The organism is Pseudomonas sp. MS15a(2019) (assembly GCF_013277805.1).
Classification (GTDB): domain Bacteria; phylum Pseudomonadota; class Gammaproteobacteria; order Pseudomonadales; family Pseudomonadaceae; genus Chryseomonas; species Chryseomonas benzopyrenica.
Genome location: NZ_VBTN01000009.1, coordinates 271050 through 296496 on the forward strand (window position 1 = coordinate 271050; position 25447 = coordinate 296496).

The 25447-nt window shown below is 61.1% G+C and carries 20 protein-coding genes; 12 read left to right on the top strand and 8 right to left on the bottom strand.

Annotation, left to right across the window (positions count from 1 at the left end):
- Positions 1-276 precede the first annotated feature (276 nt).
- The 4 genes from FEZ61_RS14000 to FEZ61_RS14015 are packed head-to-tail and all read right to left on the bottom strand — an operon-like array spanning position 277 to position 9079.
- A complete protein-coding gene (locus FEZ61_RS14000; protein ID WP_173149109.1) occupies positions 277-3468 on the bottom strand; it encodes a DEAD/DEAH box helicase family protein in 3192 nt (1063 codons plus the stop codon).
- Positions 3469-3491: 23 nt separating this feature from the next.
- Positions 3492-5642, bottom strand: coding sequence for a DUF4357 domain-containing protein (locus FEZ61_RS14005; protein WP_173149111.1), 2151 nt, complete (start codon positions 5640-5642; stop codon positions 3492-3494).
- Positions 5643-5663: 21 nt separating this feature from the next.
- Positions 5664-7103: a restriction endonuclease subunit S gene (locus tag FEZ61_RS14010; RefSeq protein WP_201973609.1), complete on the bottom strand. Its 1440-nt coding sequence runs from the start codon at positions 7101-7103 to the stop codon at positions 5664-5666.
- Positions 7100-9079 carry an N-6 DNA methylase gene (locus FEZ61_RS14015; RefSeq protein ID WP_173149113.1) on the bottom strand — a complete coding sequence of 660 codons (1980 nt, stop codon included), beginning with the start codon at positions 9077-9079 and terminating at the stop codon, positions 7100-7102. Before FEZ61_RS14015 ends, FEZ61_RS14010 begins: the two co-directional genes overlap by 4 nt.
- A gap of 696 nt (positions 9080-9775) precedes the next feature.
- Between FEZ61_RS14015 and FEZ61_RS14020 the strand changes: the two genes are divergently transcribed.
- From FEZ61_RS14020 to sugE, 3 genes are all read left to right on the top strand, one after another.
- Positions 9776-10006: a hypothetical protein gene (locus tag FEZ61_RS14020; RefSeq protein WP_017640892.1), complete on the top strand. Its 231-nt coding sequence runs from the start codon at positions 9776-9778 to the stop codon at positions 10004-10006.
- 100 nt (positions 10007-10106) lie between these two features.
- Positions 10107-10502, top strand: coding sequence for a hypothetical protein (locus tag FEZ61_RS14025; protein ID WP_017640893.1), 396 nt, complete (start codon positions 10107-10109; stop codon positions 10500-10502).
- Between the two features lie 168 nt (positions 10503-10670).
- On the top strand, positions 10671-10988 hold the full coding sequence (gene sugE / locus FEZ61_RS14030) for a quaternary ammonium compound efflux SMR transporter SugE (RefSeq protein WP_017640894.1): 318 nt from the start codon (positions 10671-10673) through the stop codon (positions 10986-10988).
- Positions 10989-10998: 10 nt separating this feature from the next.
- Here sugE and FEZ61_RS14035 read toward each other — a convergent pair whose 3' ends face one another.
- A complete protein-coding gene (locus tag FEZ61_RS14035; protein WP_173149115.1) occupies positions 10999-11484 on the bottom strand; it encodes a hypothetical protein in 486 nt (161 codons plus the stop codon).
- A gap of 100 nt (positions 11485-11584) precedes the next feature.
- Here FEZ61_RS14035 and FEZ61_RS14040 point away from each other — a divergent pair, with 100 nt between their 5' ends.
- A complete protein-coding gene (locus tag FEZ61_RS14040; RefSeq protein ID WP_026083822.1) occupies positions 11585-12676 on the top strand; it encodes a PQQ-dependent sugar dehydrogenase in 1092 nt (363 codons plus the stop codon).
- Between the two features lie 33 nt (positions 12677-12709).
- Here FEZ61_RS14040 and FEZ61_RS14045 read toward each other — a convergent pair whose 3' ends face one another.
- Positions 12710-14047 carry a DUF4214 domain-containing protein gene (locus FEZ61_RS14045; RefSeq protein WP_173149117.1) on the bottom strand — a complete coding sequence of 446 codons (1338 nt, stop codon included), beginning with the start codon at positions 14045-14047 and terminating at the stop codon, positions 12710-12712.
- Between the two features lie 275 nt (positions 14048-14322).
- Here FEZ61_RS14045 and FEZ61_RS14050 point away from each other — a divergent pair, with 275 nt between their 5' ends.
- The 8 genes from FEZ61_RS14050 (at position 14323) to FEZ61_RS14085 (ending at position 22557) form a co-directional block, all read left to right on the top strand.
- Complete coding sequence (locus tag FEZ61_RS14050; protein WP_173149119.1) at positions 14323-15396, top strand: saccharopine dehydrogenase C-terminal domain-containing protein; 1074 nt, start codon at positions 14323-14325, stop codon at positions 15394-15396.
- Between the two features lie 65 nt (positions 15397-15461).
- Positions 15462-16403: a Gfo/Idh/MocA family oxidoreductase gene (locus FEZ61_RS14055; RefSeq protein WP_173149121.1), complete on the top strand. Its 942-nt coding sequence runs from the start codon at positions 15462-15464 to the stop codon at positions 16401-16403.
- Positions 16404-16533: 130 nt separating this feature from the next.
- The gene (locus FEZ61_RS14060; protein WP_068383586.1) at positions 16534-18174 is read left to right on the top strand and encodes a methyl-accepting chemotaxis protein; all 1641 of its coding nucleotides are present in this window, start codon (positions 16534-16536) and stop codon (positions 18172-18174) included.
- A 164-nt stretch (positions 18175-18338) separates the two neighbouring features.
- On the top strand, positions 18339-18593 hold the full coding sequence (locus FEZ61_RS14065; protein ID WP_064308103.1) for a hypothetical protein: 255 nt from the start codon (positions 18339-18341) through the stop codon (positions 18591-18593).
- Between the two features lie 355 nt (positions 18594-18948).
- Complete coding sequence (locus FEZ61_RS14070) at positions 18949-19842, top strand: SDR family oxidoreductase (protein ID WP_017640902.1); 894 nt, start codon at positions 18949-18951, stop codon at positions 19840-19842.
- Between the two features lie 5 nt (positions 19843-19847).
- Complete coding sequence (locus FEZ61_RS14075) at positions 19848-21647, top strand: glycoside hydrolase family 15 protein (RefSeq protein ID WP_068383590.1); 1800 nt, start codon at positions 19848-19850, stop codon at positions 21645-21647.
- Positions 21644-22225 (top strand): DNA-3-methyladenine glycosylase, encoded by a 582-nt coding sequence (locus FEZ61_RS14080; protein ID WP_173149123.1) that lies wholly within the window; start codon positions 21644-21646, stop codon positions 22223-22225. The genes FEZ61_RS14075 and FEZ61_RS14080 overlap by 4 nt, the downstream gene beginning before the upstream one ends.
- A 41-nt stretch (positions 22226-22266) precedes the next feature.
- Entirely contained in the window at positions 22267-22557 is a 291-nt protein-coding gene (locus FEZ61_RS14085) for a DUF2845 domain-containing protein (protein ID WP_173149125.1), read from the top strand.
- 547 nt (positions 22558-23104) lie between these two features.
- Here the strand turns inward: FEZ61_RS14085 and FEZ61_RS14090 are convergent.
- Together FEZ61_RS14090 and pstB are read right to left on the bottom strand one after the other, a co-directional pair.
- Positions 23105-24391 (bottom strand): putative porin, encoded by a 1287-nt coding sequence (locus FEZ61_RS14090; RefSeq protein WP_173149127.1) that lies wholly within the window; start codon positions 24389-24391, stop codon positions 23105-23107.
- 290 nt (positions 24392-24681) lie between these two features.
- The gene (gene pstB, locus FEZ61_RS14095; protein WP_017638707.1) at positions 24682-25446 is read right to left on the bottom strand and encodes a phosphate ABC transporter ATP-binding protein PstB; all 765 of its coding nucleotides are present in this window, start codon (positions 25444-25446) and stop codon (positions 24682-24684) included.
- Position 25447: the final 1 nt, after the last annotated feature.

Consider the following 25447-nt stretch of genomic DNA (forward strand, 5'->3'; position numbering starts at 1 on the left):
GCCCGCCATCGAGCGGGCTTTGTTGTTTCTGACTGTTTATTCCTACTACCGAATCATCACGCGCTCAACCACATGATTTGGGAAAAGCGTGGGCGGAGTGCGACCAGCACTGACGGCTTAACATCAGGATTCAATTAATTAATAAACCGAACCCCATGAGCAGGAATAGGATGCGGCTAGCATATGCGGCAGACGAAGGAAATCCTCGCAGCTGCTTCAAGGCGGCCTAGCAGAGCTCAAACCACTAAAGTCGCCTCGAGAAAGCCCTGTCTATTCCTACAAGCTCTGATCAGGAGCGCTTGCTCCAAGCGTTTTCAGCATTTTCAAAATCGTCAATGCGAACGCTCTCGTCTTTGTTTCACTATCTAAAACTTCCAACGAGAGCTTTTCATGATCAGTGATGGAGTCCAGCACCGTGTCCAATACCCGTTTGGGGAAAAGGCCATGCATAACCTGCTCGGTCGAGTGATTGTTAACCTGAGCCATCACATCTTCTTGCCGACTAATTCGCTTTGCAATGCCGGTTAAAAAGTGCAGTTGATCATCGTCACTCACCTCAGCTCCGAAGATATCGTTTAGTGCCTTGACGATCTCCGATAGGCGCTTCTTTTCTGGATCGTGAGGCTTGCCGCTGCCTACCTCACTCGCTGGTTGCAGCTTGTACTCACCGTTATCAGCACTCAGCTGAAGCATCTGTTCTGCACGTTTGCTTAGCCGATAGTGGGTCAACTCCAGCTCGCCTAGATCTACATCGTCCCGCTCAAGCCGATCTACTCGAAGCAACGGATACAGGTGCTTAGCAAAGACACAAAGCTGCTCTAGCTCACGGTCTTCGTACGGGACAATTTGAGAGAGGAATTCATACAAGCGCACAAAGCTTTGCAGGTTCTTTCGGAAGAGGTCGAGCTGATCCACCTGCTCGCCGGCCTCCCTGAGAGCATGCTCAGCTTTCTTCAAACCGGCGCTATCGCCATTGGCCTCAGCGGTACGCTTGTAATCCAGTGCTTGCTGGCGCGACTCGACGCTGAAGGCGTAACGCTTGGCAAAGCGTTCCTTCGCCGGCTGACAGTAATAGCTGAGCTTGCTAGCGGCCGCTTTCGGGTCGAAGAACGCCAGGGCAAACGCCTCGACCTCTTGCCAGTGATAGATCCCTTCAGCATCCAGTCTTTTCTGCAGGTCATAGATAATCTGCGGGTCAGTGACATCGCTCAGCTCGGCCTTGGTGTAGTAAGGCAAGAAAGCATCGAGAATGTCCTGCGGCTCGTTGAAAAAGTCGAGGATGAAGGTCTGCTTGGCGGGAAAGGTTCGATTAAGGCGCGATAGCGTCTGTACGCAGTCCACGCCCTGTAGCTTCTTATCAACGTACATGGCGCACAGCTTGGGCTGATCAAAGCCAGTCTGGTACTTGTTGGCCGCGATCATGACGTTGAAATCTTGAGTGTCGAAGGCCTTGGCTAGGTCGCGGCCATTTAGGCCAGCGTTGAGCAGGTTGCTAGTCTCGGTTACCTCCTCTGGAATCACGTCATCAGGCAGCACACTACCCGAGAAGGCCACCAGTGGATGCACATCGGCATACCCCATTCGCTGTACATACTCTTTAACTGCGAGTTGGTAGCGCACCGCCTCTTGGCGACTACTGGTGACTACCATTGCTTTGGCCTGGCCGTTGAGCAGATGAAGGATGTTGGCGCGAAAATGCTCGACGATGATCTCGACTTTCTTGTCAATATTGTAAGGATGCAGCCGCACCCAGCGTGCCAGCTTCATGCGCGCTTTCTTTGAATCCACCTCATCGTCTTCACCATCGGGGTGGGCGATCTTCCAGGCGGTGCTGTAAGTGGTGTAGTTCTGCAGCACATCGAGAATGAAGCCTTCCTCAATGGCTTGACGCATGGAATACAGATGGAACGCCTCGGGCTTATTGCTGGCGCTTGGTGGGAGCGTCGGGTCAGGCACGCGACCAAACAGCTCTAAGGTCTTAGCCTTGGGCGTGGCGGTAAAGGCGTAATAGCTGATGCGCTCGTTTGGCTTGCGCGCCTGCACGGCAGCGTCGAGCAAGTCTTCAGCGCTGATCTCTTCAGCTTCGAGCGCATCGCTGCCGAGGATCTGTTTCAGTTTGCTAGCCGAGGAGCCTGTCTGAGAGGAATGCGCTTCGTCAGCGATCACCGCATAGCGCCCTGAGGCTAGCTTTGGATACTTCTCTAGCGCGTCGAACAGCGCCGGGAACGTCTGGATTGTGACGATGATGATGCGCGTCTGCTCAGCCAGCGCCTCCGCCAGTTGTTCAGACTTGCTCTGGTTGCCAACGTCACGGGTAATTGGTCTCACCACACCTTGCGCATGCTCAAACTGGTAGATGGTGTTCTGCAGCTGACTATCCAGCACCGTTCGGTCGGTGACCACGATCACCGAACTGAATAGCCGCTGACCGTCGTCGTTGTACATGGAAGCAAGCTGGTGGGCGGTCCAGGCAATTGAGTTGGACTTACCAGAGCCAGCGCTATGCTGAATCAGATACCGCTTGCCCGGTCCTTCAGTGTGGGTGGTTCCGATCAGCCGGTTGACCACATTCCACTGATGGTAGCGTGGGAAGATCATCGTCTCTTTGGTGGTGAGCGTACCGTCAAAACCCTCGCTGGTCTTCTTATCCAGGTGTAGGAAACGTCCAAGCACCTTGAGCCAGGCATCCGGCTGGAACAGCTGCTGCCACAGATAGCCAGTGGCGTATTGACTGTCGTCGGGCGGCGGCGGGTTGCCTGCTCCGCCCTCCAAACTGCCAAGGTTGAACGGTAGGAAGAAGGTGTCCTTGCCGTCCAGCTTGGTGGTCATTGCCACCTCGTTCTGGCCGACGGCGAAATGCACCAGCGCGCCGCGCTTAAAGGTCAGTAGCGGCTCGGGCTTGCGGGTCAGCGGATCTTTTACCGGGCGGTCGTAGCGGTACTGGCGCTTGGCATTTTCTACCGACTGCTTGAATTCGCTTTTTAGCTCCAGCGTCGCTGTTGGGATGCCGTTGACGAATAGCACCAGATCCAACCGTGGGTTGTAGCTCTGCCCGCCCGCACCGGTTTCCCGTGCGTGGGGGGAGTAGGACACCTCCGGCACCACGCGCAGGCGGTTGTACTGGTAGCGCTTGAGCGTATCCGGGTTCATGCCGTGGTCGGGCTGGAAGCTGCATATCTCGACCTTCACCGCCGGCAGCTTGAAGCCATGGCGCAGCACATCCAAGGTGCCGCTCTGCTCCAGCTCGCGCACCAGCTTTTGTACCAGCACATCATCCGGATTATTCGGGTTGGCCTTGGCGAACTTGCCCCAACGCTCCGGCCAGGCTTCCTTGAAGTAGCCGAGAAAGTCCTCGGTATAGAGCGCTGTGCGCCGGTCATAGCCACTGCCCGGGCCGGTGAGCCAGCCCTGAGCAGTCATGGCGGTAATGATGTCCTGCTGGAATTGATATTCCTTACTGTCGGCCATGCTCAATCCTTTCTGCCGAAGCCTTAATGGCTTTCGTCCATTACTGCCTCAGCAGCTAAATCATCATTGCGACCTGAAGCAGGCCTCTCAGCGGACTGACTGTTTAGCCACGTTCCATAATCAATCGTCGTGCCCTGTAATCGCCAACTGGCTCGACCGTTGTCGGCTCTGCCAAGGATGACTGCAGATGCAGCGCTGGGGCTTTTGAAGGCCACGTCACGGGTGAATACCAAAAGCTCACCAGCGTCATCAAAATGGAAACATCCTTCCTCCCTCAGCTGAGCATGCAGCGAGGCGTAGTTATGCGGCACACCAATCCACTCCGGGCGTGCCTTCGAGCCCTTCAGTACTACAAACTCATTGCCCAATTCTCGGGCATTTGCCTCCAGCCCGCTTTTCGGCTGTTTGAGTTCGAACAGCGCCTCCGCCTCAGCATGGGTTTGCAAAGCAATTTGCTGCATCGCTTGTTCAACGCTGGTGATACGGCCTTCTAGACGCCAGACCTGCTCAAGCTTGCTCAACAATGAAGCCTGTCTCCCCTTGATGACATCAGCCGTCCAGCAGTCGTGCTGCAGCACCTGTGTGGTCAGCGCAAACGACGAAACCCCACCTTTAGTGAAATAGGCCGTCTTTTTCTTGGGAAATTCGTAGTTACTGGCGGAGCTGTTCTTCCTCCGGCTCAGAAGGGCTAGATTACCCAATCGATGAACCCAATGCTGGTGCTGCTCCAGCTCTGGTACCCATTCCTTCCACTTGCTGCCCGATGCCGGCTGTCTCGGCAAAACGTGCTCCACACTTACGATGTCGTGTTGATAGCTTGCACTTCCATCGGAGAGCAAAGCATCCAGCCTTAACAAAAGTACCCCCAAGGCCTTCGATGAGTGTGTCTCGTAGAGCGGGCCGTTGAGCGCGTTATAGGTTTCATTCTGCTCGGCTGGCCGCAACTGGAGTGGCGATTGCTGCAACGCTAGATCGTCACCTTTTTCCACCGCCTCGATCAGTTTCGAGAACCGTTCAATACGCGCGTTGACCCCAGCCTTACGCACCAGCATCGAATAAGCCAGCCGTTCCAAATCCTTGAAGAACGCCATCATGGCCTTAGGGTCGTTGTGGTGGCGAATATAGAAGGACAACGCGGGCGGCACCCAGTCCTTAAACTCTAGGCGATTCAGCCAGCGCAGGTGATTGTTGACCTCACCTGCCAGCTTGGGGCTGCTGTATTCCGCATCAGTTATAGCCTCGTAGGCCTCTGCCATAGGCAGCAATACTTGTTCCATGAACAACTTGGGTTGGGCTGCAAGCGTAACGTGGGTGCGGAACTCCTTGAGAAGAGTCCCTTGCGGCTTAGCCTTGCGATAAACCATCCGAATATGACTGAATAGCTCACTGAAACTGCTCCGACCCAACGACTCCTCAACATCCTCCCAACGCTTGGTGTAAGCGTCCCTTAGTGCTTCGGGCAGCGAGCCGATTATCTCTGCCTTCAGGATATCGGTTGCGCTGAGGTCGAGCCCTCGGCTATTCAATACGCCGAAGATTCGATACGCCGAGTCGAGGTCTGGTGTAGAGACGACCACCAGAAAGCAGCGCGTAACAATGAATTGCACGAGTCGAACCAACTCGACTTCGGCCAATGCACTCAGCTCTCGCAGAAAGAGCCGAGCATTGGAACGCATACGATTAGGGGCATCGTGGAGCGTGGCGTTTACCTCCACCAATTGACCCAAGCCATTCTCGTGCTGTACGTACTTACGGAAAAACTCTCGATCGCGTTCACGCAGCGATAGCCGATAGCGAGGTTCAACCGCTGCCACCACATCACCTGTCTCATAAATGCGCTTGGTGATGCCAGCCTGAACACTTGAGTCCTTAACCGTTGCCCGAATGGCCGATAACAGCAGCGTCAATGTGGTCAGCCGCTGCTGACCGTCTACCACTGTCGCATCCGGTACGGCGTCACGCTTGATCAGGACGACGCTGCCGAGAAAATACGGCATTGAATCGGCCAGCTTCTCGGGCGCATCGCGCAAAGCGCCAAGTAGGTCGTCTAGCAGCTCCTGAGCCTGTTCCTCGCCCCAAGCATAGGGTCGCTGATAGCCTGGGATAGTGAATACGTAATCATCCGAGAAGACCTTGGAGAGTGCCTGCTCTTTGGCACTAAGGGTATGGCTCATCAATTCATCCCTAGATTAAAATTAAGCTTCCACGGCTTTGCGATACTGTGTACTATTTACAATAGATGGCTGCCAACCGCGCACGTCGATTTTTCCGGTGACGGCGGCGGATATTAGAGCGGAGCGGCGCTCTTGGAGTAGCGCCATAGAGTTTTCTGACTCTGCCGCGAGCTCATCAAAGACAGATGATTGCTCCTCGACAAACTCAGCAATTATTGCTTGCTCGCTCAAAGGCGGCCTAAACATCCAAAACTCTATTGCGTCAGCGATGTTGAACTGTTTCTGGGCCGCACCATACTGAACAACCTCCACTTGCTGCCTAACCAAACGGCTATTCATTACAGCGCAAAGCCATCTCGAATCGAAACCTCCGCGTTTAACCAACATAACTGAAGCGCAGTTCCCACCTTCGCATTCAGGCGGTACGACAGCTGTCAAACCTGGGTATCCAACACGCATTGTGACAATGTCACCTGCCTCAAGCATAGTCTTTCTATTTTTCAAACTATCTTTCAAAGAAATTTTTCGAGCCTTATCAACTTCAATAAGTCCTTCCTTCACCTCACCACCGTATATGAACGGCAGACCTTCTTCTGCCACGTAGTCACTAGGATTAACGACTATCCCTACAGTGATAAACGGCGAAATATTTTTAAGGCGCTTCCTCTCCCAATGCGCCGGCACCTCGCCTAGCCACTCCACGCCGGAGTCTTTCATGGGCACTGTCGGGTCGAGGCCTTTGGTGACAGCGTGGGAAATTACGGCTTGGCGCTTTTCCTTGAGTAGTTCGATCAGGCGCTGCTGTTCTTCGATCAGCGCGTCAATGCGGGCGGTTTCGTGGTCGAGGAAGCGGGCGATTTGGTTTTGTTCTTCCTCACTTGGCATCAGTGCTGGAATATCACCTATAAGCTCAAGATTAAGACCGTCCCGAAGATCACCGCCAGCCATGTTTCGAATATTCTGGTAGTTATTTGAAAGCCACCAGAAAAGGTATCTTGGCTTTACATTACCTACCGGGGTTATAGCCGCCATCGATTGATTGCAAGTGGTTCTAATGGCTAGCTGTGCAACCATGCCTTTCGTCTTGCCTTGTCCTGCAAGAGCCATCACCAACGATCCAGAAGGAATCCATCTGGCACTACTCGAGTTAAATGCTTCAGTCGTTATGAAGGCGGACGGCTCAGAGATTAATACTTGATTGACTGCCCCTGAGTTCAGCCAGGGTATTGACCCATTTTCCCAGTAGTGAGTTTTTGTTTTATCTGGGGTGCCTCCAGCAAAAATCCTCGATACCCACTTGAGGGCTACTTTTTCCCAATGGGCAGGAAGGGTATCCAGCCACTCAACTCGCGAATCCTTGTACTCCGGATACGCTGGAAACGGACTCGGGCTATCCATGCCCTCGCCCTGCGAGCCAACGGCTGCGCGGTTACTCAGATCTGCTCCCGACAAATTTTTCATGCCGACAGCCCTTCAATCATCTGCTTGATCCGATCGGTGCAGGCTTTCAAGTCGCTATCGATCTCGGCCAACGGACGCGGTGGTTGGAACACATAGAAATGACGATTAAAGGGAATCTCGAAGCCAACAATACCGACTTCGCCGTCCAGCGCATCGGTCTTGCTTTCGTCGATCCAGGCATCCGGCACATGGGGGATGACTTCGCGCTGGAAGTAGTCGTACACCGACTCGCCTAGAGGCACGTTCTCATTGTCACGCAGGCCAGCATCGGCTTCCGGCTGGCCCTTGGTCACGCAGATATCCGCCTCGGGGTCGCGCTCGCTCAGGGCGCTCATCAGAGCTTTTAGTTCCGGCGTGCTGAGGCTGATACTGTGTGCAGTAAGGGCTTTTTTTAGAAGTTTGCTGAACTGCTCGCGGTTGCGGTGCAACACGCTGGCGTCCATTGTTTGCAGGGCGGCCATTAGTTGCCGCTGAGCAGCACTGTCGAGTTTTTGTATGGCTTTTTCCTCCAGCACTTTGGCGATGCGCTCAGCACTGGTCTGGAAATTGAGGCGCAGCGGGCGCTCGACGGTGATGCGCCGGTAGCCAAAGGCTTCGATAGGGAAGATCTTGCTCTGTGCGGTTTGCTCGAAGCTGCCGTAGAGGCGCACCAGCTCGCTGATTTGATCTTCGGTGACGTACTGGCGCTTGCTGCCCAGCGACTTACGCATTTTGGCGAATTGCTGGCTGCCATCGATCAGCTGCACCTTACCCTGGCGCGCAGTGGCTTTGTGGTTGGAGAGTATCCACACATAGGTGGCGATGCCGGTGTTGTAGAACATGTCGGTCGGCAGCGCGACGATGGCTTCGACGAGATCGTTCTGCAGCAGGTAGCGGCGAATTTCCGACTCGCCAGAGCCCGCGCCGCCGGTAAATAGTGGCGAGCCGTTCAGGATAATGCCGATGCGCGAACCACCATCGCGCGGATCACGCATCTTGCTGACCAAGTGTAAGAGGAACAGCAGCGAGCCGTCGGACACGCGGGGCAGGCCTGGGCCAAAGCGGCCATCGAAGCCCTTCGATGTATATTCGTCAGTGATCTGCTTCTGAACCTTCTTCCACTCCACGCCGAATGGCGGGTTGCTCAGCATGAAGTCGAAGCGCTTGTCAGCAAGCTGGTCATTGGACAGGGTGTTGCCGAGCTTGATGCTGGTGACGTCTTGGCCCTTGATCAGCATGTCCGCTTTGCAGATGGCGTAGGACTCGGGGTTGAGTTCTTGGCCGTGCAGAGAAACGGTGACCTTGTCGCTGATGGACTGGATGTACTCGTCGCCCTCAGACAGAAAGCCACCGGTGCCGGCGGTTGGATCGTAGATGGTGACGATGCTGTTGGGCGCGAGCTTGCCGTCCTGCCCGGTGATCACCAGCGAGGTGGTGAGGTGCACGATATCGCGGGGGGTAAAATGCTCCCCGGCGGTTTCGTTGGAGCTTTCCGCGAATTTGCGGATTAGCTCTTCGAAGATGATGCCCATGCCGAAGTTGCTGATGCGCTCGGGGCTCAGATCAGTGGCAGCGAAACGCTGCACCACCTGGTACAGCAGGTTGGCACTAGCCAGCTGCTGAACGAAATCTTCAAAGTGGAAGTGCTCGAAGATCTCGCGAGCGTCTTTGCTAAAGGCCTGCACGTAGCTCATCAAGTCGGCGGCGGTCTGGGTGTCAGACAGCGTACCGAGAGTCAGCGGCGAGGCGTTGAAGAACTGCAAGTCTCCAGTAGCGCGGCGCAGGAACATCTCACGCACGGTATCCGGGCGGCCTTCCTGGGCGAAGGTCTGTTTGATGACCTCATCCTTAGTGGGCGCAAGCACGCATTCCATCCGCCGTAGCAGCGTGAACGGCAGGATGATGCGACCGTACTGGGACTGCTTGAAGTCACCGCGTAGCAGGTCGGCAATCGACCAGAGAAAAGTGGCCGTCTGAGAATGGTTTTCCGTATTCACGCTGGAGCTCCAAGAATCGCTAGCAAAAACGCTAGTTTAGCTTGGATGAATCAAACGGTTAGGCCCTACTCATGCCATCTAGCTACATAGCGCTACCACTGGCCGGGCGGCAGGAAAGCGTGTTTCCGCGCAGGATAGGGTAGCTACGCTCAGATAGTCCGCGAGCTAGAAAATGTTGGATCCCTGTGGCAACCCATATCAACCTCAGTTGGCGAGGCGCTAAACACTCCTTGTGATGAGTCAAACGTCTCAAAGACAACCGCTGGCAAGTTATGCCACAAATTTGCCACACTCAACCCGCTAATCACAGCGAAATCGAGCTAACGCAAGCTAACTTAACTCGTTGATCAATAAGCTAAATTCCGCTAACGTGTTGTTTCTAAACGTCGACTTTTAGGACTCCGAAGGCAGGGGTCGTGGGTTCGAATCCCGCCGAGTGCGCCATCTTCCGTTCACCGTCGCGTGAACCTCAACAAAGCCCGCCATCGCGCGGGCTTTGCTGTTTCTGGCTGTCGCTCGAGCCTTTCCAAGATGCACAGACCGTTCGTGAAAGGACCTTCGCCAGATTGCCGGCGTGATTTCTCTGACCATTATCACTACCGCCCTGGCGATTCTGATCTAAGCTCTGACCTCTAGACCCGCTCCAACAGGCCGGCCGGATGCCGATACCCTGGTGATCACCCGCAAGGACGCCTCATGAAATACCTCCTGACCAGCTCGGTCACCCTCTTTCTCGCCGCTCCGCTCTTGACCGAAGACACCGCCCTGGCCCAGGCCGGCCATGCCCTTCGTCCGGGGATAGAGGCAGCGGCGCACTCCCTCAATCTGTCGCTCCTCCAGAGCAGCGCGGTGGGCAGAGGCCCGGTGGCCGACGGGGCTCGGCTGCAGTTGGCGGCGCTGGAGCGACAAGCGCGGTTGGACGACTAGTCTCAGGGCTTTGCCAAGGCCCGGCGCAGAGGCCTTCTTGAACGAAGCGCCCGCTCTGAGCTCTCAAGGTCTCCACTACGGCCACCCCGAGGAGACCTTGATGAAATCCCTGATTCCCCTGTTGCTGCTGCCCCTCGCCCTGGGCGCCTGTACCCGAGAGCCGGTTCGGCAGGACGACCTCGGCCTGCCGAGCTGCAATCTCCAAGAGCAACGCGCCGTGCCGGGAGAACTGGGCGGATCGATCACGGATCCGCGGCAGGCGCATGTCTCGATGCGGGCCAATGTGCTGCTGGCGGATGTGAGCACGGCGCGCAAGGCGCGGCGGATCAGTCAGGAGCAGGCGACAGCCTTCAGCGAGCGCATCGCCGCAGTGCGCAGCCAGACCGATGCCTTCGTACAGCAGCAAGGCTTTCTCAGCGCGGCTGAGCGGGCCAGTTTCGATCGGGAATTCGACGAGATCGCCGCGCAGATCTGCCAGCCACGTACGGCGCAGTGATCTCTGCCTAGCCAGGACGGGTCGAAAGACCGCCGCTCGAACGGCTAGGATAGCGGGGCCGATCAAGCGGTAAGGACCCTTTGCCGCCCTTCTCTTCCAGCCCAGGGGACGACCCCGGCGATCGGTGGGCAGCGCTCCGGGACGGCCCGGTTTCACAGGAGGCCGTCTTTGGCTTGGTTCTATCTGGTTTGTGCAGGACTGCTCGAGGTGGTCTGGGCGTTCTACATGAAGCAATCCGCGGGCTTCACCCGCCTCACGCCGACGATCATCACCGGGGTCGCCATGGTAGCGAGCGTGGCGCTTTTGTCGATCTCCATGCGCAGCCTGCCACTGGGTACCGCCTATACCATCTGGACCGGCATCGGCGCAGTAGGCGCCTTCATGGTCGGCATCCTGCTGTTGGGCGAGGCGGCGAGTCCGCTGCGCATCCTGGCCGCGGCGCTGATCGTCAGCGGCCTGGTGCTGATGAAGCTGACGTCGTCCTGAGCGCTTGCCCCTAGCGCAGGTCCCCTGCTCGGTCGGCTTTTGGTCGGGCCAGCCAGATGAACAGCAAGCCTCCCACCAGGCCGCCCACGGCCATTGCCAGCAGGCCATCCAGGGTACGGGTGGCGTAGATGAGCACCGGCATGGGGGCGAAGGCGTCGATCAGGCGAATGGCGGCGATCAAGCTGACACTGGTGGCTAGCGGCACCACGCAGACTAGATAGGCGCCCTTGCGACGGCCGAGCCAAAAGGCGGCGGCAAAGGCTGGTAACCAAGCGGCGAGCACGATGGCGGCGTAGACGGGTCCGAAGCCCAGCAGATCCTGTAGCGACGTCTGCCAACGGGTGGCGGCGTCTATCGACTGCCCCAAGCCCTGCAGCGCGGCCAGGTTGTACTGGGTCTGCACCAGGCTGCCCCAGGCGGTGGCCAGCAACAGGGCGGCGGCGAACGCCAGCAGCGGGCGGGGTCTGAACAAGGCGCGCCAGAGCGGTTTGGACATGATCGATCAGTCTCGAAGAGAGGTAGTGATGGTAACGACAGCGGATGCCTGCGGTAGACCTCGGCCGTCACGTAAAGCTTCCCGGCGTGGGGTCTGGTTTGTGTTGCTAACCGTTGTGCTGGGAAGCCCGTTGGCCACGGCGGCGCCCGCTTACCGGATCGAGACGGTAGCGACCGGACTCGAGCGGCCTTGGTCGCTCGCCTTTCTGCCCGATGGCCGGGCGCTCTTGACCGAGGGTGCCGGGCGTTTGCGGCTGCTGGTGCCGGATGGCCAGGGCCGGCTCAGCCTGCAGGCGGAGGCCGTGAGCGGACTGCCCGAGCTCTATACCGAAGGCCAGGCTGGTCTGTTCGAGGTCATGCCGGATCCAGATTTCGCCCGTAATCAGCTGATCTATCTCTCCTATGCGTCAGGCACGCGCCAGGCCAATCACCTCAGGGTGGTGCGCGCGCGGCTGAACGGCGGACGCCTGCAGGACGTCCAGCCGCTGTTCACCAGCCAGCCGGCCAAGGCGTTCGGCCAGCACTTCGGGGCGCGGATGGCCCTGCTCGGCGACGGCACCCTGGCCATCGCCCTGGGCGACGGCAACGTCGAGCGCACCGACGCCCAGCGGCTGGATACCCATCTGGGCAAGATCGTGCGCATCACTCGGGACGGCCAGGTGCCGGCGGACAACCCCTTCCTCAAGCGACCCGGCGCCCTGCCGGAGATCTACAGCCTCGGCCATCGCAATCCCCAGGGCCTGGTGTGGGTGGCCGAGCGCCAGGCCCTGTACGAGCACGAACACGGCTCCAAGGGCGGCGATGAACTCAATCTGATCCGCGCCGGGGCCAACTATGGCTGGCCGCTGACCACCGGCGGCGTGGACTACACCGGCGCGCGCATCACGCCCTTTCGTGAATTACCGGGCATCACCCCGCCGCTGTTGGAGTGGACGCCCTCCATCGCTCCCGCCGGCCTGACCTGGTACGACGGCCAGGGCTTTCCCACCTGGCGCGGCAGTCTGTTCGTGGCGGCGCTGCGCGAGAAGTCGGTGCGGCGGATACCGCTGGTGAACGGCGTGCCTGGCGAGCAGGAGCTCTTGTTCCAAGAGCTGGACCAGCGTTTGAGAGACGTGCGCAGCGGACCGGACGGTAATCTGTGGCTGCTGACCGATGGCGAGGACGGCCAGCTGTTGCGGGTGGTACCGGGGTAGAAGGGGCCACTGCAGGAGACCCCGACTGCCCGATCAGACGGCGATGAAGGTGTTGTTGGCGCCCAGCAGGGTCAATTCGTCGATGGGATTGTTGTAGGCGTCGTAGACGAAAGCCTCCGGCAGATAGACGCTGTACTGGTGCCCTTGCTCTAGGTCAGTCGCCAAGCGGATGTCTACCAAGTTGGTCAGATGACGCACCGTGGTAGCGAGCTCGAAGCCAATCTTCGTGCCTGTGGTGACATCGAGTAGGAAGGCCTTCTCCAATAGCGTCGGGTCCACCTTCACAGGCGTCGGATAGACTTCCGAGTAGAGACCCTGTGTCCCACGATAGATGGAGCTATCAAACAACAGATTGATGTGATCATCAGCACCAGGGCTGTAGTAGGACTGCTGATCGATACCGATCAACAGCGGCGGCGTGAGGTCGGCGGGCAGAACCTCGAGGTCACGCGATAGGGCCGTCACCGCGACATTGCCGGCGGTATCGGTGGTCTCCACCAGGATCGAGCCCTGCGCATAGAAGCCCGGCTCCAGCTTGGGTGCGGGCCAGCTTCCCTCCCCCTGCTGCCAGGTCTGACCGCCATCGCTGGAACTACGCCACTGCTCGATGTCGCCATCGTCGAAGAAGCGGAACTGCAATAGGTTCTCAGTGGTGGGGCCACGGGTGGTGAACAGATAGAGTTCCGCTCCCTGGATGTCGACCTTCCATTGAGCTTCGTTCGTCAAGGTTCGGCCGTTACCGTCGCCAGCAAGATAACTAACCTGCAGCTGACCTGCCTGGTAGTAGCCCGCGCCTAGTTGCAAGGTATCACTGCCGGCGCTCGCCACGGTCCAGCTCTGCCCTCCATCCAGGCTGTAACGCCACTCCTTCACCCCTTCCGGCAGGGTCACGTCCACCTGGCCGTTGCGGGTGATGCCGTCAGTGGCCGACACCCCGGTGTCTTCGTGCAGGGCCAGGCCCGGCGTGAGCGGCTGCCATTGTTCGAGCCGCGTCTGGAACAGCTGCTGGTCGGCGCTCTGGCCATCCGGGCGGCTCAGATAATCGATCATCTCGACGATGACCGCTGCCCTGGCGTCCTGCTGGGTACTGCCCAGGGTCTCCAGTCGGCCCAGCCAGAAGGCCTTGCCGTCGGCATCGGCGTTGCGTCCGAGCAGGTCGCCATAGCAGCCGTCGATGAAGGCGCTGGCGCTCTCCTCGGCCGGTTGCGCCTGCAGGCGCTCGGCGCCGTTGAGGAACAGGCGGACGAGTTGCTCATTGCCCAGGCCCTCGTCCAGTTTGGCGACCCAGAAACGGAAGCCTTCCGCGTCCGGGGCACGGCCCAACACCCCCCAATAGCAGGCGTTCACCCGCGCTGCATTGTCCACGACCATGGTCTTTCCTCCTTGAAGCGGCCACCCACCGTGGCCGACCACTGGCTTATAGAAGGCGTCGCCAAGTGGTGCAGACCTGTGTCCGGATTCCTGTGGTGGGATCGACAGCCTTTCGCCTAGAGCGATAAGCAACAGGACGGATGAAAAGAAGGTCCTGGTCGAATCGTCAAGGTACTCGACGTTTCGTCAAATAAGGGACGACACTTCGACGCTCTGACGCTCACATCTGGCAGCGCCGCTTTTTAAGCTGGAGCCTCAACCACGGAGGATCCGCCATGAACGTCACCCTGCTCGGCGCCGGCCACATCGGCTACACCATTTCGCAATTGCTGCACGCCAGTGGCGACTACCGGGTGACGGTGGCGGATCGTGACGAACGCGCCCTGGCGGCCATCGCGGCCCTGGGCGTGCAGACCCGCACCCTGGACACGTCCGACGCCAGCGCCCTGGCCGCGGCCCTGGACGATCAGGACGTAGTACTCAACGCCCTGCCCTATCACCTGGCGATTCCCGTCGCCCAGGCGGCCAAGGCCACCAACACTCACTATTTCGACCTGACCGAAGACGTCAAGGCGACCAAGACCATCCGCCAGCTGGCCGAGGGCGCGAGCAATGCCTTCATGCCCCAGTGCGGTCTGGCGCCTGGCTTCATCGGTATCGCCGCCCATTCCCTGGCCAAGCGTTTCGACAGTGTGCGCGAGGTGAAGATGCGCGTCGGCGCCCTGCCGGAATTTCCCACCAACGCCCTGAAGTACAACCTGACCTGGAGCGTCGACGGCCTGGTCAACGAGTACTGCCGCCCTTGCGAAGCCGTGCGCAACGGCGAGCTCCAACTGGTGCAGCCGCTGGAAGGCCTGGAGCATTTTTCCCTGGATGGCGTGGAATACGAAGCCTTCAACACCTCGGGCGGCCTGGGCACCCTCTGCGAGACCCTGCAGGGCCAGGTGGAAACCCTGGACTACAAGACCGTGCGCTATCCGGGTCACCGCGACCTGATGAAGTTCCTGCTGGAAGACCTGCGCCTGGCCGGCGACCAGGAGCAGCTCAAGAACATCCTGCGCGGTGCCGTGCCCACCACCATGCAGGACGTGGTGCTGGTGTTCGTCACCGTCAGCGGTATGCGCGGCGGCAAGCTGGTGCAGGAGGTGTTCAGCCGCAAGATCTTTGCCGCCGAGCGCGACGGTCGCCTGACCAGCGCCATCCAGATCACCACCGCCGCCGGCATCTGCACCGCCCTGGACCTGTTCCGCGAAGGCAAGCTGCCGCAGCGCGGCTTCATTGCCCAGGAACAGGTGGACATGGACGCCTTCCTGGCCAACCGCTTCGGCAAGGCCTACCAGCCGGCCTGATCAGGAAGCTTAGCGGCCGATGTGGGGTCCATAACGGAACAGTTTCCGTTGGAGGACCCCTCGTCATGCTTAGCGTCGCCATCGTCGGTTGCGAACAGATCCACGCTCAGGACTACCTGGACACCAGCCTGGCCGATCCGCGCGTGCGGGTAGTGGCCGTGGCCAGCGAACGCGATCCTGCACGTGCCCGGCGTCTCGCCGCGCCCCATGGCCTGCCGGTGCTGGACGATTTCGCCCAGTTGCCCGAGGTGGATTTGGCCTTCGTCACCACGGCCATCGAGGATCACGAAGCAGCGGTGGCCGCGCTACTCCCCCGCGCCCGCCATCTGTTCGTGGAAAAGCCCCTGGCCGTCTCGGCTGCGCGCGCGAAGGCGCTGGCCGCGCAACTCGCCGGGCGCTCCTGCTTCAGCGGCTTCTATTTGCGTACCGACCCTGCCCTACAGCAATTGCGCCAGCTGGCTCGCACTGGCGCCATCGGCACCCTTTCCCACCTGTCGCTCACGGCTGGCCACCCGGGTCTGCTGGAGGGCTGGCTAAGCGGCTGGCCGGCGCATCTGGACGAGACGCGCATGGGCTATGGCGCCTTTGGCGACCTGGCTGTGCACCTGCTGGACTTCAGCGCCTGGCTGACCGGTGAATCCCTGACGGTCGAGTACTGCCGCCTGGAACGCGATGCGCGCTGGCCACTGGATCATGGCGGCGAGGCGTTGCTCCGGGCCGGCCACCTGCCGATCCAGCTGCGGGCCAGCGCCACCCTGCGCGGTCCGCGATTGGCCATCCGGCTGGATGGCAGCACGGGCACCCTGGAGCTCACCGCTGGGCGTCTGCTGCTGCACGAGACCAGTGGTGAGAGCCAGGTGCTGGCCGAGGCGATCGCACCCGGTGTTCCCCAGGGCGCCCAGGCGGTATTCGATCAGCTGCTCGGTCAACCGCGTCCAGAATTGGCCAACCTGGAGGATGCCCTCGCGGCCAACGGCCTGCTGGATCGCCTCTATGGACGCGACTAGAACGTCAGGCCAGGCCGTGTTGGCCACCGTTACCGAGAGACCGGAGGGGTTAAAGGTCAGTCTGATGGTGCCGATAGCGAGGCATCCGGCGCAGTTCGGCTGGCATCCCCGTCGCTGAAAGGAATTCCCAATGGTCTGGTTCAACAATCTGGCGCTGGCGAAAAAACTCGCCGTGGCCTTTGGTCTTTGTACGCTCATTACCCTGGGCATAGGCGCAGCGGGCATGAGTGGACTCAACAGCCTCAATGCGCTGCTGAGCACCTTGCTGAATGACAATCTGCGCTCCATCGTTCAACTCAACGATGCCAAGAGCAACGTGATCGGTCATAACCGCGACATCTTCCGCCTGATGTCCATGGCCTATGCCAATGCGCCCCAGGCCGAGCAGGATCGCATCATCGCGTCTCTGCGCTCCAACCAGGCCGATGCCGAAAAACCCTTCGCCGCCTATCGCGCCACGCCCTTGGAGCCTGATGAAAAGGCCGCGGGTGATGCCTACGAGGGTGATTGGAAAACCTATCTGGCCGGCATCGACGCCGTACTGGCCCGGCTGGCCGCCAAAGACGTAGCCGGTGCCAACCAGTTGCTCAACGAGCAGGTTCAACCCAGCTATCGCAAGACCATGGCTTCTTTCAAGATCATGGTGGAATCCAACAAGCGGCAGAGTGCCGAAGCCGGTGTCGAGGCGCAGACCACGTACGATAAGGCGTTCTGGACGCTCACCGGTGGTCTGCTGTTGGCCACACTCTGCGCCCTGGCGCTGGGCATCGTCATTACCCGCCTGATCGTGGCACCGATCCGCGAGGCCGTTTCCAGCGCCGAGCGTGTCGCCCAGGGCGATCTGACCCTGCCGATCCAGAGCAGCCGGCGTGACGAAGCGGGCCAGCTGCTGCAAGCCCTGGGCGGCATGCAGCGCAGCCTGAAGGACACCGTGCAGCAGATGGCCGGTGCCGCCAGCCAGCTCGCCGCGGCAGCCGAGGAACTGCATGCCGTGACCGAGGAGACCTCCCGGGGCCAGGTTCGCCAGCACGACGAGGTGCAGCAGGCCGCCACCGCCGTCAACCAGATGACCGCCGCCGTCGAAGAGGTAGCACGCAACGCCACCTCCACCTCGACCGCCTCCCAGGACACCAGTCGCGAGGCCCAGCAGGGTCGCGAGCAGGTGCAGCAGGCGGCCCAGGCCATGGCGGTGATGACCAGCGAGATCACCGATTCCACCCAGAAGGTGCAGACCCTGGAAGGCCAGGTGCGCGAGATCGGCAAGGTGCTGGAAGTGATTCGTGGCATCGCCGAGCAGACCAACCTGCTGGCGCTCAACGCCGCCATCGAAGCCGCCCGCGCCGGCGAGCAGGGTCGCGGTTTCGCCGTGGTGGCGGACGAGGTCCGCGCCCTGGCCCATCGCACCCAGGGCTCCACAGGCGAGATCGAGCGCATGATGAGCGCCGTGCGCGACAGCGCCGAAGAGGCAGTGAGCGCCATGCACAAGAGCCAGTCCCTGGCCGGCGATACCCAGGAGCGCGCCAACCGTGCCGGTGAAGCCCTGGACCGCATCACCAACGGGATCGCCAGCATCGAGGAGCGCAACCTGGTGATCGCCAGCGCCGCCGAAGAGCAGGCCCAGGTGGCTCGCGAAGTGGACCGCAATCTGGTCAACATCCAGGACCTGTCTACCCAGACCGCCACCGGTGCCCAGCAGACCGCGGCGTCCAGTCAGGAGCTGTCGCGCCTGGCAACGTCCTTCCAGGGCCTGGTCGCGCAATTCCGTTATTGATCGATCGTTCAGCAAACTTCCGACCAGTGGTCGACCCGCCCTCATCTCGGTGAGTGGCGGGCTTGCTGCGCTCCAGAGGGGCTGACGAGCCTTGTCCAGGTCGGCGCCAGGGAACATTGGGCACCAGGGCCGTTCTGAACTGAAACACCTGAATGGATGCTCCCATGCGCTTTACCTATGATGCCCGCCGAAGTTACCGCCTGATCGGCCTCGACGACGGGCGTCTGGCCGGGCAGTTGCTGCGTGGTCAGCTCTACATCATGGTCGCCGGCGACGGTAAGCAGCCGCAGTCGTACGCTCAGTTGGAAGACGATCAGCTGCGTACCGCCGAAGGCCGCCTGATTGGCTGTCGCGAAGCGGACATCCTCACCCTGCAGCGCACCGGTGTCGCCTTACGCCTGGAGCCGCTCGACGCCTGAAGCGTTTGGCAATGGCCAAGGCAGTCCGACGTGAGCGAGGCCACCACCAGGCTCAGCTGGGTCCAGTGTTGAGAGCCAGCTCCAGACCGTGACCGCCATCCGGTCAGCGAGGCCACCTCGGCGCTTTTCGTGCAGCTGGGATTTCCCATACGCGAAAGGACTCTCCTTTCTCCATGCCCTTGGACGTCAGATCGCGCCGGAAGCGTATCGGGGTAAGGCCCAGTATCAAATCTGCCTGTATCGACACATCCTCTGCTGATCGCGGGAACCTCGTTGGGTCTTTGCCCCTCCATTTCCTTGAACGTCATCGAAAAGATGCCAAACGGGCGCCTTCTTGGCCCCATCAGGAGATGTCATGTCCAGCGACAACCAGTACCGCATGCAAAACCCCCTTACCCAGTATCCCCAGCCGGAATTTCCCAAGCAGCCCCAGGAAGCCCCGGGCCTGGCGCAGGTCATGCAACCGCGCCCCGACCATGGCGAGACTAGCTACCAGGGGTTTGGTCGTCTGGCCGGGCGCAAGGCGCTGATCACCGGGGCGGACTCGGGGATCGGTCGGGCCACCGCCATCGCCTATGCCCGGGAAGGTGCCGACCTGGTGCTCAACTACTTGCCCGAGGAAGAGGCCGACGCCCAGGAAGTGGTCAAGCTGGTGGAAGCCGAGGGTCGTAAGGCCGTCTGCGTTCCCGGTGACCTGAAGGACGAAGCCTTCTGCATCCAACTGGTGAGCAAGGCCAAGGAGGCCCTGGGCGGCCTCGACATCCTGGTCAATGTGGCTGGCAAGCAGACCGCCGTGCAGGACATCGCCGAGCTGACCACCGAGCAGTTCGACGCTACCTACAAGACCAACGTCTACGCCCTGTTCTGGCTGTGCAAGGCCGCGCTGCCACACCTGCCAGCCGGCGCCGCCATCATCAACACCACCTCGATCCAGGCCACCCAGCCCTCGGAGTTCCTGCTGGACTACGCCTCGACCAAGGCGGCCATCACCAACTTCACCAAGGCGCTGGCCAAGCAGGTCGCCAGCAAGGGCATCCGCGTCAACGCCGTGGCCCCCGGTCCCTTCTGGACCCCGCTGCAGCCCAGCGGCGGCCAGCCCCAGGAAAAGATCCCCACCTTCGGCGGCGAGACGGTGTTCAAGCGCCCCGGCCAGCCGGCGGAGCTGGCACCCATCTATGTGCTGCTGGCGTCCCAGGAGTCGAGCTATGTGACCGGTGAGGTCTATGGCGCTACCGGAGGCATGGGCTGACGGCCGTGGCGGCCTTCGACCCCGCTCGCCAGGATGGCTACGCGCCCCTGGCGGGCTACGCCGCCCTCTCCGATGGCCGTTCGGTCGCCCTGGTGGCGCCGGATGGCTCGCTGGATTGGTGGTGCGTCCCCAACATGGATTCCGCACCGCTGTTCGACCGCCTGCTGGACGCCCCAGCGGGCGGTTTCTTTTCGATCGCCCCGGTCGCCCACTATCGCGTGGAGCGGGCCTACCGCGAAGACAGCAACGTCCTGGAAACCTGCTTTCACACCGCCGAGGGCAGCGTGCGCCTCACCGAATCGCTCAACAGCGGCTCGGCCGGACGCCTGCCCTGGTGCGAACTGGGTCGTCGCGTCGAAGGTCTCTCCGGACGGGTCGAATTGCGTATCGAGCTGGTACCCGGGACCCAGGGCCAGACCGTCTCGCCCTGGATGCGCAGCACGCCCAATGGCGAGGTCATGCATGTCGACGGTGTGATGGCCACCCTGCGCTATTGCGAACGGCTGGAGATCCTCGAATGCGACGATCGCCGGCTGGTGGCGCGACTGGTGCTGGAGGCCGGGCAACGCAGTGTCCTGGCCTTGACCGCGACCGAGAACGAACCCCTTGTAGTGCCGTCCCTGGACGAAGTGGACCAGCGCATCGACCGCAGCGATCAGGCCTGGCGTGAATGGGCCCAGGGCTTTGCCTATCAGGGCGAATTCCTCAGCGAGGTGAAGCGCTCGGCATTGGCGCTCAAGCTGCTGCTCTACTCGCCCACCGGTGCCATCGTCGCCGCCGCCACCACCTCGCTGCCGGAACGCATCGGCGGCGATAAGAACTACGAATACCGCTATGCCTGGGTGCGCGATGCGGTCTTTACCATCAAGGCCTTCCTGCGTCTGGGCGCCCTTGGCGAGGCCCAGGCGGCCCTGGCCTGGATTCAGAACGTCATCCGCCGCCACGGCAATCGCCTGCACACCTGCTTCACTCTGGAAGGCGAACTGGCACCGGAAGAGCGCACCATCCCCGTACCCGGCTATCGCGACTCCCAGCCGGTACGTGTCGGCAATCGCGCCAGCGCCCAGTGTCAGCTGAGTCTCTATGGCGATCTGCTGGAGACCTTCCGCCTCTATGCTAGCAAGGGCCATGTGCTGGATTTCGCCACCGCCAGCCTGCTTACCGATCTGGCAAACCTCTGCGCCGATGGCTGGCGGCAGACGGATGCCGGGATGTGGGAATTGCCTGAAGAGCGCCACTACACCCTGTCCAAGCTGGGCTGCTGGTTCGCCCTGGATCGCGCCGTGACCCTGGCCCGCGACGGCCATATCCCCGACGCCATGTGCGGTCGCTGGGAGCGCGAGCGCGACCGCATCCGCGACTGGGTCAACGAACATTGCTGGAGCGAGCGCAAGCAGGCCTACACCTTCTATGCCGGTACCGAGCGCCTGGACGCCGGGCTGTTACTCGGCATCCGTTTCGGCTTCGACGGCGGTGAGCGCTCGGTCAGCACCCTGGCGGCCATCCGCCGCGAGTTGGCCCATGGACCTCTGGTCTATCGCTATAGCGGTGCCGAGCAGGAAGAAGGTGCCTTCCTGGCCTGCTCCTACTGGATGGTCGAGGCCCATGCCGTGCTGGGCGAGGTGGACCAGGCGCGCGAGCTGATGCGCGAGGTCCTGGCCGCCAGTCTCAATGGCGTCGGCCTGATGACCGAGATGCGCGATCCCCGTGACGGCGCGGCCCTGGGCAACTTCCCTCAGGGCCTGAGCCACCTGGCCATGGTGCATGCGGCGCTGATCTTGGAAGAGCCGGAGCCCGAGGCGTGAGCGACCTGGATTTCACCCGCCCGGTGGACGAGGTCGCCCGGCAACTGATCGGTGCGACGCTCAGGCTCGAAGGTGTAGGCGGCCTGATCGTCGAAACCGAAGCCTACGACGGCGAAGATCCGGCCTCTCACAGCTTTGCCGGCCCCACGCCACGCAACAAGGCCATGTTCGGTCCGCCCGGGCATGCCTATGTCTATCGCTCCTATGGCATTCATTGGTGCTTCAACCTGGTCTGCCGTGAGGCTGGCCATGGCGCGGGGGTGCTGATCCGCGCCATGGAGCCGCTGTGGGGGCTGGAGGTGATGCGCGAACGCCGAGGCGGGCTGGCCGATCGCCTGCTCTGCGCCGGTCCCGCCCGGCTGTGCCAGGCATTGGGCATCGATGGCAGTCACGACGGCCTGTCGCTGGCGGAGCCGCCCTTTCTGCTGGAGCCGGCGACCGCCGCGGTGGCGGTGATCGCAGGCCCGCGCATCGGTATCAGCCGCGCCCGCGAGGTGCCCTGGCGTTTCGGTCTGGCCAGCTCGCGTTATTTGAGTCGCGGCTTTGCCAAAGCGCCCCACGCCAGCGATAACGGCTAGGCTGAAGGCAACGGCCTCTGCCACAACCTCTCGGAGTTCCCATGCGCGCTCGTCACCTGCTGCTGACTGCCCTGCTCTTGCCCCTGCTGGCCCAGGCCAGCCTGCGCTGCGGGCAGAATCTCGTCGAAGAAGGCGACAGCGTCGAGCAGGTCCTGGCCGCCTGCGGCGCCCCGGCCGAGCGCAAGGTCAATCCCCCTGCCCTGCGCAACAACAACGTGCCCAAGTTCAATGCGGCCGAGACCCAGTTCTGGACCTATGGCTCGGAGAACGGCGCCTCCCGCCACCTCAAGTTCATCGATGGCAAGCTGGTGGAGATCAGGGTCGAGCGGTAGTGGGCGGGAGCTTCCCTCACCCCAGCCCTCTCCCAGAGGGAGAGGGGGCAAAGCGACTCCAACGTAGGTTGGGTTGGGCGCAGCGAAGCCCAACATTTTCAGGCGAGCCTTTCCATCGGTTGGTAGGCGGGAGCTTCCCTCACCCGGCCCTCCCCCGGAGGGATAGGGGGCATAGCGGCTCCGGCGTAGGTTGGGTTGAGCGCAGCGAAGCCCAACATTTTTGAGGCGAGCATTTCCATCGGTTGGTAGGCGGGAGCTTCCCTCACCCCAGCCCTCTCCCAGAGGGAAAGGGGGCAGAGCGTCTCCGGCGTGGGTTGGGTTGAGCGCAGCGAAGCCTAATATTTCCCAGGCGAGCCTTTCCATCGTTAGTAGGCGGAAGCTTCTCTTACCCCAGCCGTCTCCCGGGGGAATAGGGGGAAGAGCAGCTCCAGCGTAGGTTGGGTTGAGCGCAGCGAAGCCCAACATTTTTCAGGCGAGCCTCTCCACCGAGCAGGCAAAAAAGAACCGCCCGAGGGCGGTTCAAGAGGAGCACGACCTAGGGCCGTGGTTAGAACTTGGCTTCCAGGTCCAGCTGCAGGGTCTTGACGTCGGCGTCGCGGCGGAAGCGGCTGGCGGTATCGGACTCGGCGAGGAAGTAGGTCAGGCCCACACCGAAGTTCTTGTCGATCTCGTAGCCGAGCTTGAGCTTGTGGCCGCGGGCGCCGGTGGAGCCGTTGCCGAAGTCGGAATCGGTGAAGGCACCCACCACGGCGTTGCGCTGGACATCGCGGTAGTTGTATTCCAGCCCGACCCGCTGCATCAGCTTGGTCTTGGCGCCCAGCAGCCAGGCGGTGTCTTCGCCGTCGTTGGCCTTGTCGTTGACCACGTACTGGCCATAGAAGGACAGCGGCACCCACAGCTTGGTCAGGTCCAGCTGGGCGAAGCCCTCGTAGAGCTGGAAGCGGTCGGTGGTGTTGCCATTGACCGCCAGGGCGCAGGGCGCGGTGACCGAACCGGTGGTCGGGCAGGCGCTGTCCTGCTCCTTGTCGTAGGCATAGACGCTGCCGCCCACCATCAGCTTGGCGGCATCGCCCAGGTTGAAGCGGCTGCCCAGCTGACCGGCGTAGAGGCGCAGGTCATGCTTGAATTCATAGCCTTCGCCGTCGACGTTGTCCTTGAGCACATAGTAGCCCGTGCTGCCGAACAGCTCGGCGCCGCCGCCTAGGTCGTACTTGTAGGTGCCGGCCAGGCCTTCGGGATTGATGTCGGCGTCCCAGATGACGTCGCCGGTGCTGACCCACTGCTGGCCCATCTTGCCGCCCACCAGGTGCAGATTCGGCACTGCCGTGGGGTGGTAGTCGATGTAGGCCTGATCCAGCCAGAGCTGCTTCTTGTTGAAGTAGTTGTTCAGATCCTGGTTGGTGGAGCGGGCGTCGTCGCCACCGCCGGTGGCAATGCGGATGCCAGTATTCACCTGCGGATTGATCTCGCTATAGGCACCCAGCCGCGCGCGGATACGCTGGCGGTCACGGTCGCGGCCGTTGTCCGGCTCGCCGCTGATGTCGATGCTCTCGTGGCGAACCCGCACGTCGCCCTTGATCTGGGTCTTGGCGGCCCAGGCCAGCTTCTTCTCGAAGTCGGAGGTCTTCTGCTGCTGAGCGACCTGGGCGGCACGCGCCTGCTGCTCCTGCTGCAGGTCGCCGCGCAATTCGCTGTATTGGGCCGGGGTGATGGAGCCATTGGCCTTGAGCATGTCGAGCAGTTTCTCATCGACAGCGGCACTCGCGGTGGCCGAGCAGGTGGCCAGGAGCACGCCCGAGAACAGCGCCGTGAATCGATAAGGGTTAACAGACATCGGCAGATCTCCTTTCAAGACAATCCAGGTGGTAGTGGCTGGCGGTGCAGCCCGTCACAAAGCTGGGTCAGTCTCGGCAGAAGAGATGTCGTTTTGCTTGCAGGAACATAAAGGTTTTAATTCAAGTCACTGAATCTAAAGCAAAATTTAACCAAAGATTCATCCGCTCCGAACGGCTCCGCTGCGGACCGGGAAGGATGAGGACGACCAGAGGCCCTGGCTCGCCGCTTTTCAGCCGCCCATGAAAAAGGCCACTCCGAGGAGTGGCCTTGCGAGATCCGGCGAGACTTTCAGCCGAAGCGACCGGTGATGTAGTCCTCGGTCTGCTTCTTGTCCGGCTTGGTGAAGATCTTGTCGGTCTTGTCCACTTCGATCAATTCGCCCAGGTACATGAAGGCGGTGACGTCGGAGCAACGCGCCGCCTGCTGCATGTTGTGGGTGACGATGACCACGGTGAACTCCTGCTTGAGTTCGGCCAGGAGTTGCTCGATGCGCGCGGTGGAGATGGGGTCCAGGGCCGAGGTCGGCTCGTCCAGCAGCAGCACCCGCGGACGCAGGGCAATGGTACGGGCAATGCACAGGCGCTGCTGCTGACCGCCGGAGAGCCCCAGGGCGCTCTGATTGAGCTTGTCCTTGACCTCATCCCACAGCGCCGCGCCACGCAGGGCCTGCTCGACCCGATCCTGCAGCTCCACCCGGGACAGGCGCTCGTGGTGGCGAATGCCATAGGCGACGTTGTCGGCGATGGACATGGGGAACGGCACCGGCTTCTGGAACACCATGCCGATGGTGCTGCGCAGACGGCTCAGCGAGTACTTGGGATCGAGGATGTTCTCCCCGTCCATGAGGATCTCGCCGGTCGCTTCCAGCCCCGGGTATTCCGAGTAGATGCGGTTGAAGATGCGCAGCAGCGTGGACTTGCCGCATCCGGACGGGCCGATGATGGCGGTGATCTGCTTGGCCGCGATGTCCAGGTTGATCGACTTGAGCGCCTGGTGGCCCTTGTAACGGAAGCCGACGTCGCGCGCCTGCAGTTCCGGTATCTGCGTCTGCATG

Coding starts and splice junctions, on each gene's coding strand:
- FEZ61_RS14035 (WP_173149115.1), bottom strand. CDS start 11,484: ATGTCCAAACCGCTCTGGCGCGCCTTGTTCAGACCCCGCCCGCTGCTG.
- FEZ61_RS14085 (WP_173149125.1), top strand. CDS start 22,267: ATGCGCGCTCGTCACCTGCTGCTGACTGCCCTGCTCTTGCCCCTGCTG.
- FEZ61_RS14045 (WP_173149117.1), bottom strand. CDS start 14,047: ATGGTCGTGGACAATGCAGCGCGGGTGAACGCCTGCTATTGGGGGGTG.
- FEZ61_RS14000 (WP_173149109.1), bottom strand. CDS start 3,468: ATGGCCGACAGTAAGGAATATCAATTCCAGCAGGACATCATTACCGCC.
- FEZ61_RS14060 (WP_068383586.1), top strand. CDS start 16,534: ATGGTCTGGTTCAACAATCTGGCGCTGGCGAAAAAACTCGCCGTGGCC.
- FEZ61_RS14070 (WP_017640902.1), top strand. CDS start 18,949: ATGTCCAGCGACAACCAGTACCGCATGCAAAACCCCCTTACCCAGTAT.
- FEZ61_RS14005 (WP_173149111.1), bottom strand. CDS start 5,642: ATGAGCCATACCCTTAGTGCCAAAGAGCAGGCACTCTCCAAGGTCTTC.
- pstB (WP_017638707.1), bottom strand. CDS start 25,446: ATGCAGACGCAGATACCGGAACTGCAGGCGCGCGACGTCGGCTTCCGT.
- FEZ61_RS14020 (WP_017640892.1), top strand. CDS start 9,776: ATGAAATACCTCCTGACCAGCTCGGTCACCCTCTTTCTCGCCGCTCCG.
- FEZ61_RS14050 (WP_173149119.1), top strand. CDS start 14,323: ATGAACGTCACCCTGCTCGGCGCCGGCCACATCGGCTACACCATTTCG.
- FEZ61_RS14025 (WP_017640893.1), top strand. CDS start 10,107: ATGAAATCCCTGATTCCCCTGTTGCTGCTGCCCCTCGCCCTGGGCGCC.
- FEZ61_RS14065 (WP_064308103.1), top strand. CDS start 18,339: ATGCGCTTTACCTATGATGCCCGCCGAAGTTACCGCCTGATCGGCCTC.
- FEZ61_RS14010 (WP_201973609.1), bottom strand. CDS start 7,103: ATGAAAAATTTGTCGGGAGCAGATCTGAGTAACCGCGCAGCCGTTGGC.
- FEZ61_RS14090 (WP_173149127.1), bottom strand. CDS start 24,391: ATGTCTGTTAACCCTTATCGATTCACGGCGCTGTTCTCGGGCGTGCTC.
- FEZ61_RS14055 (WP_173149121.1), top strand. CDS start 15,462: ATGCTTAGCGTCGCCATCGTCGGTTGCGAACAGATCCACGCTCAGGAC.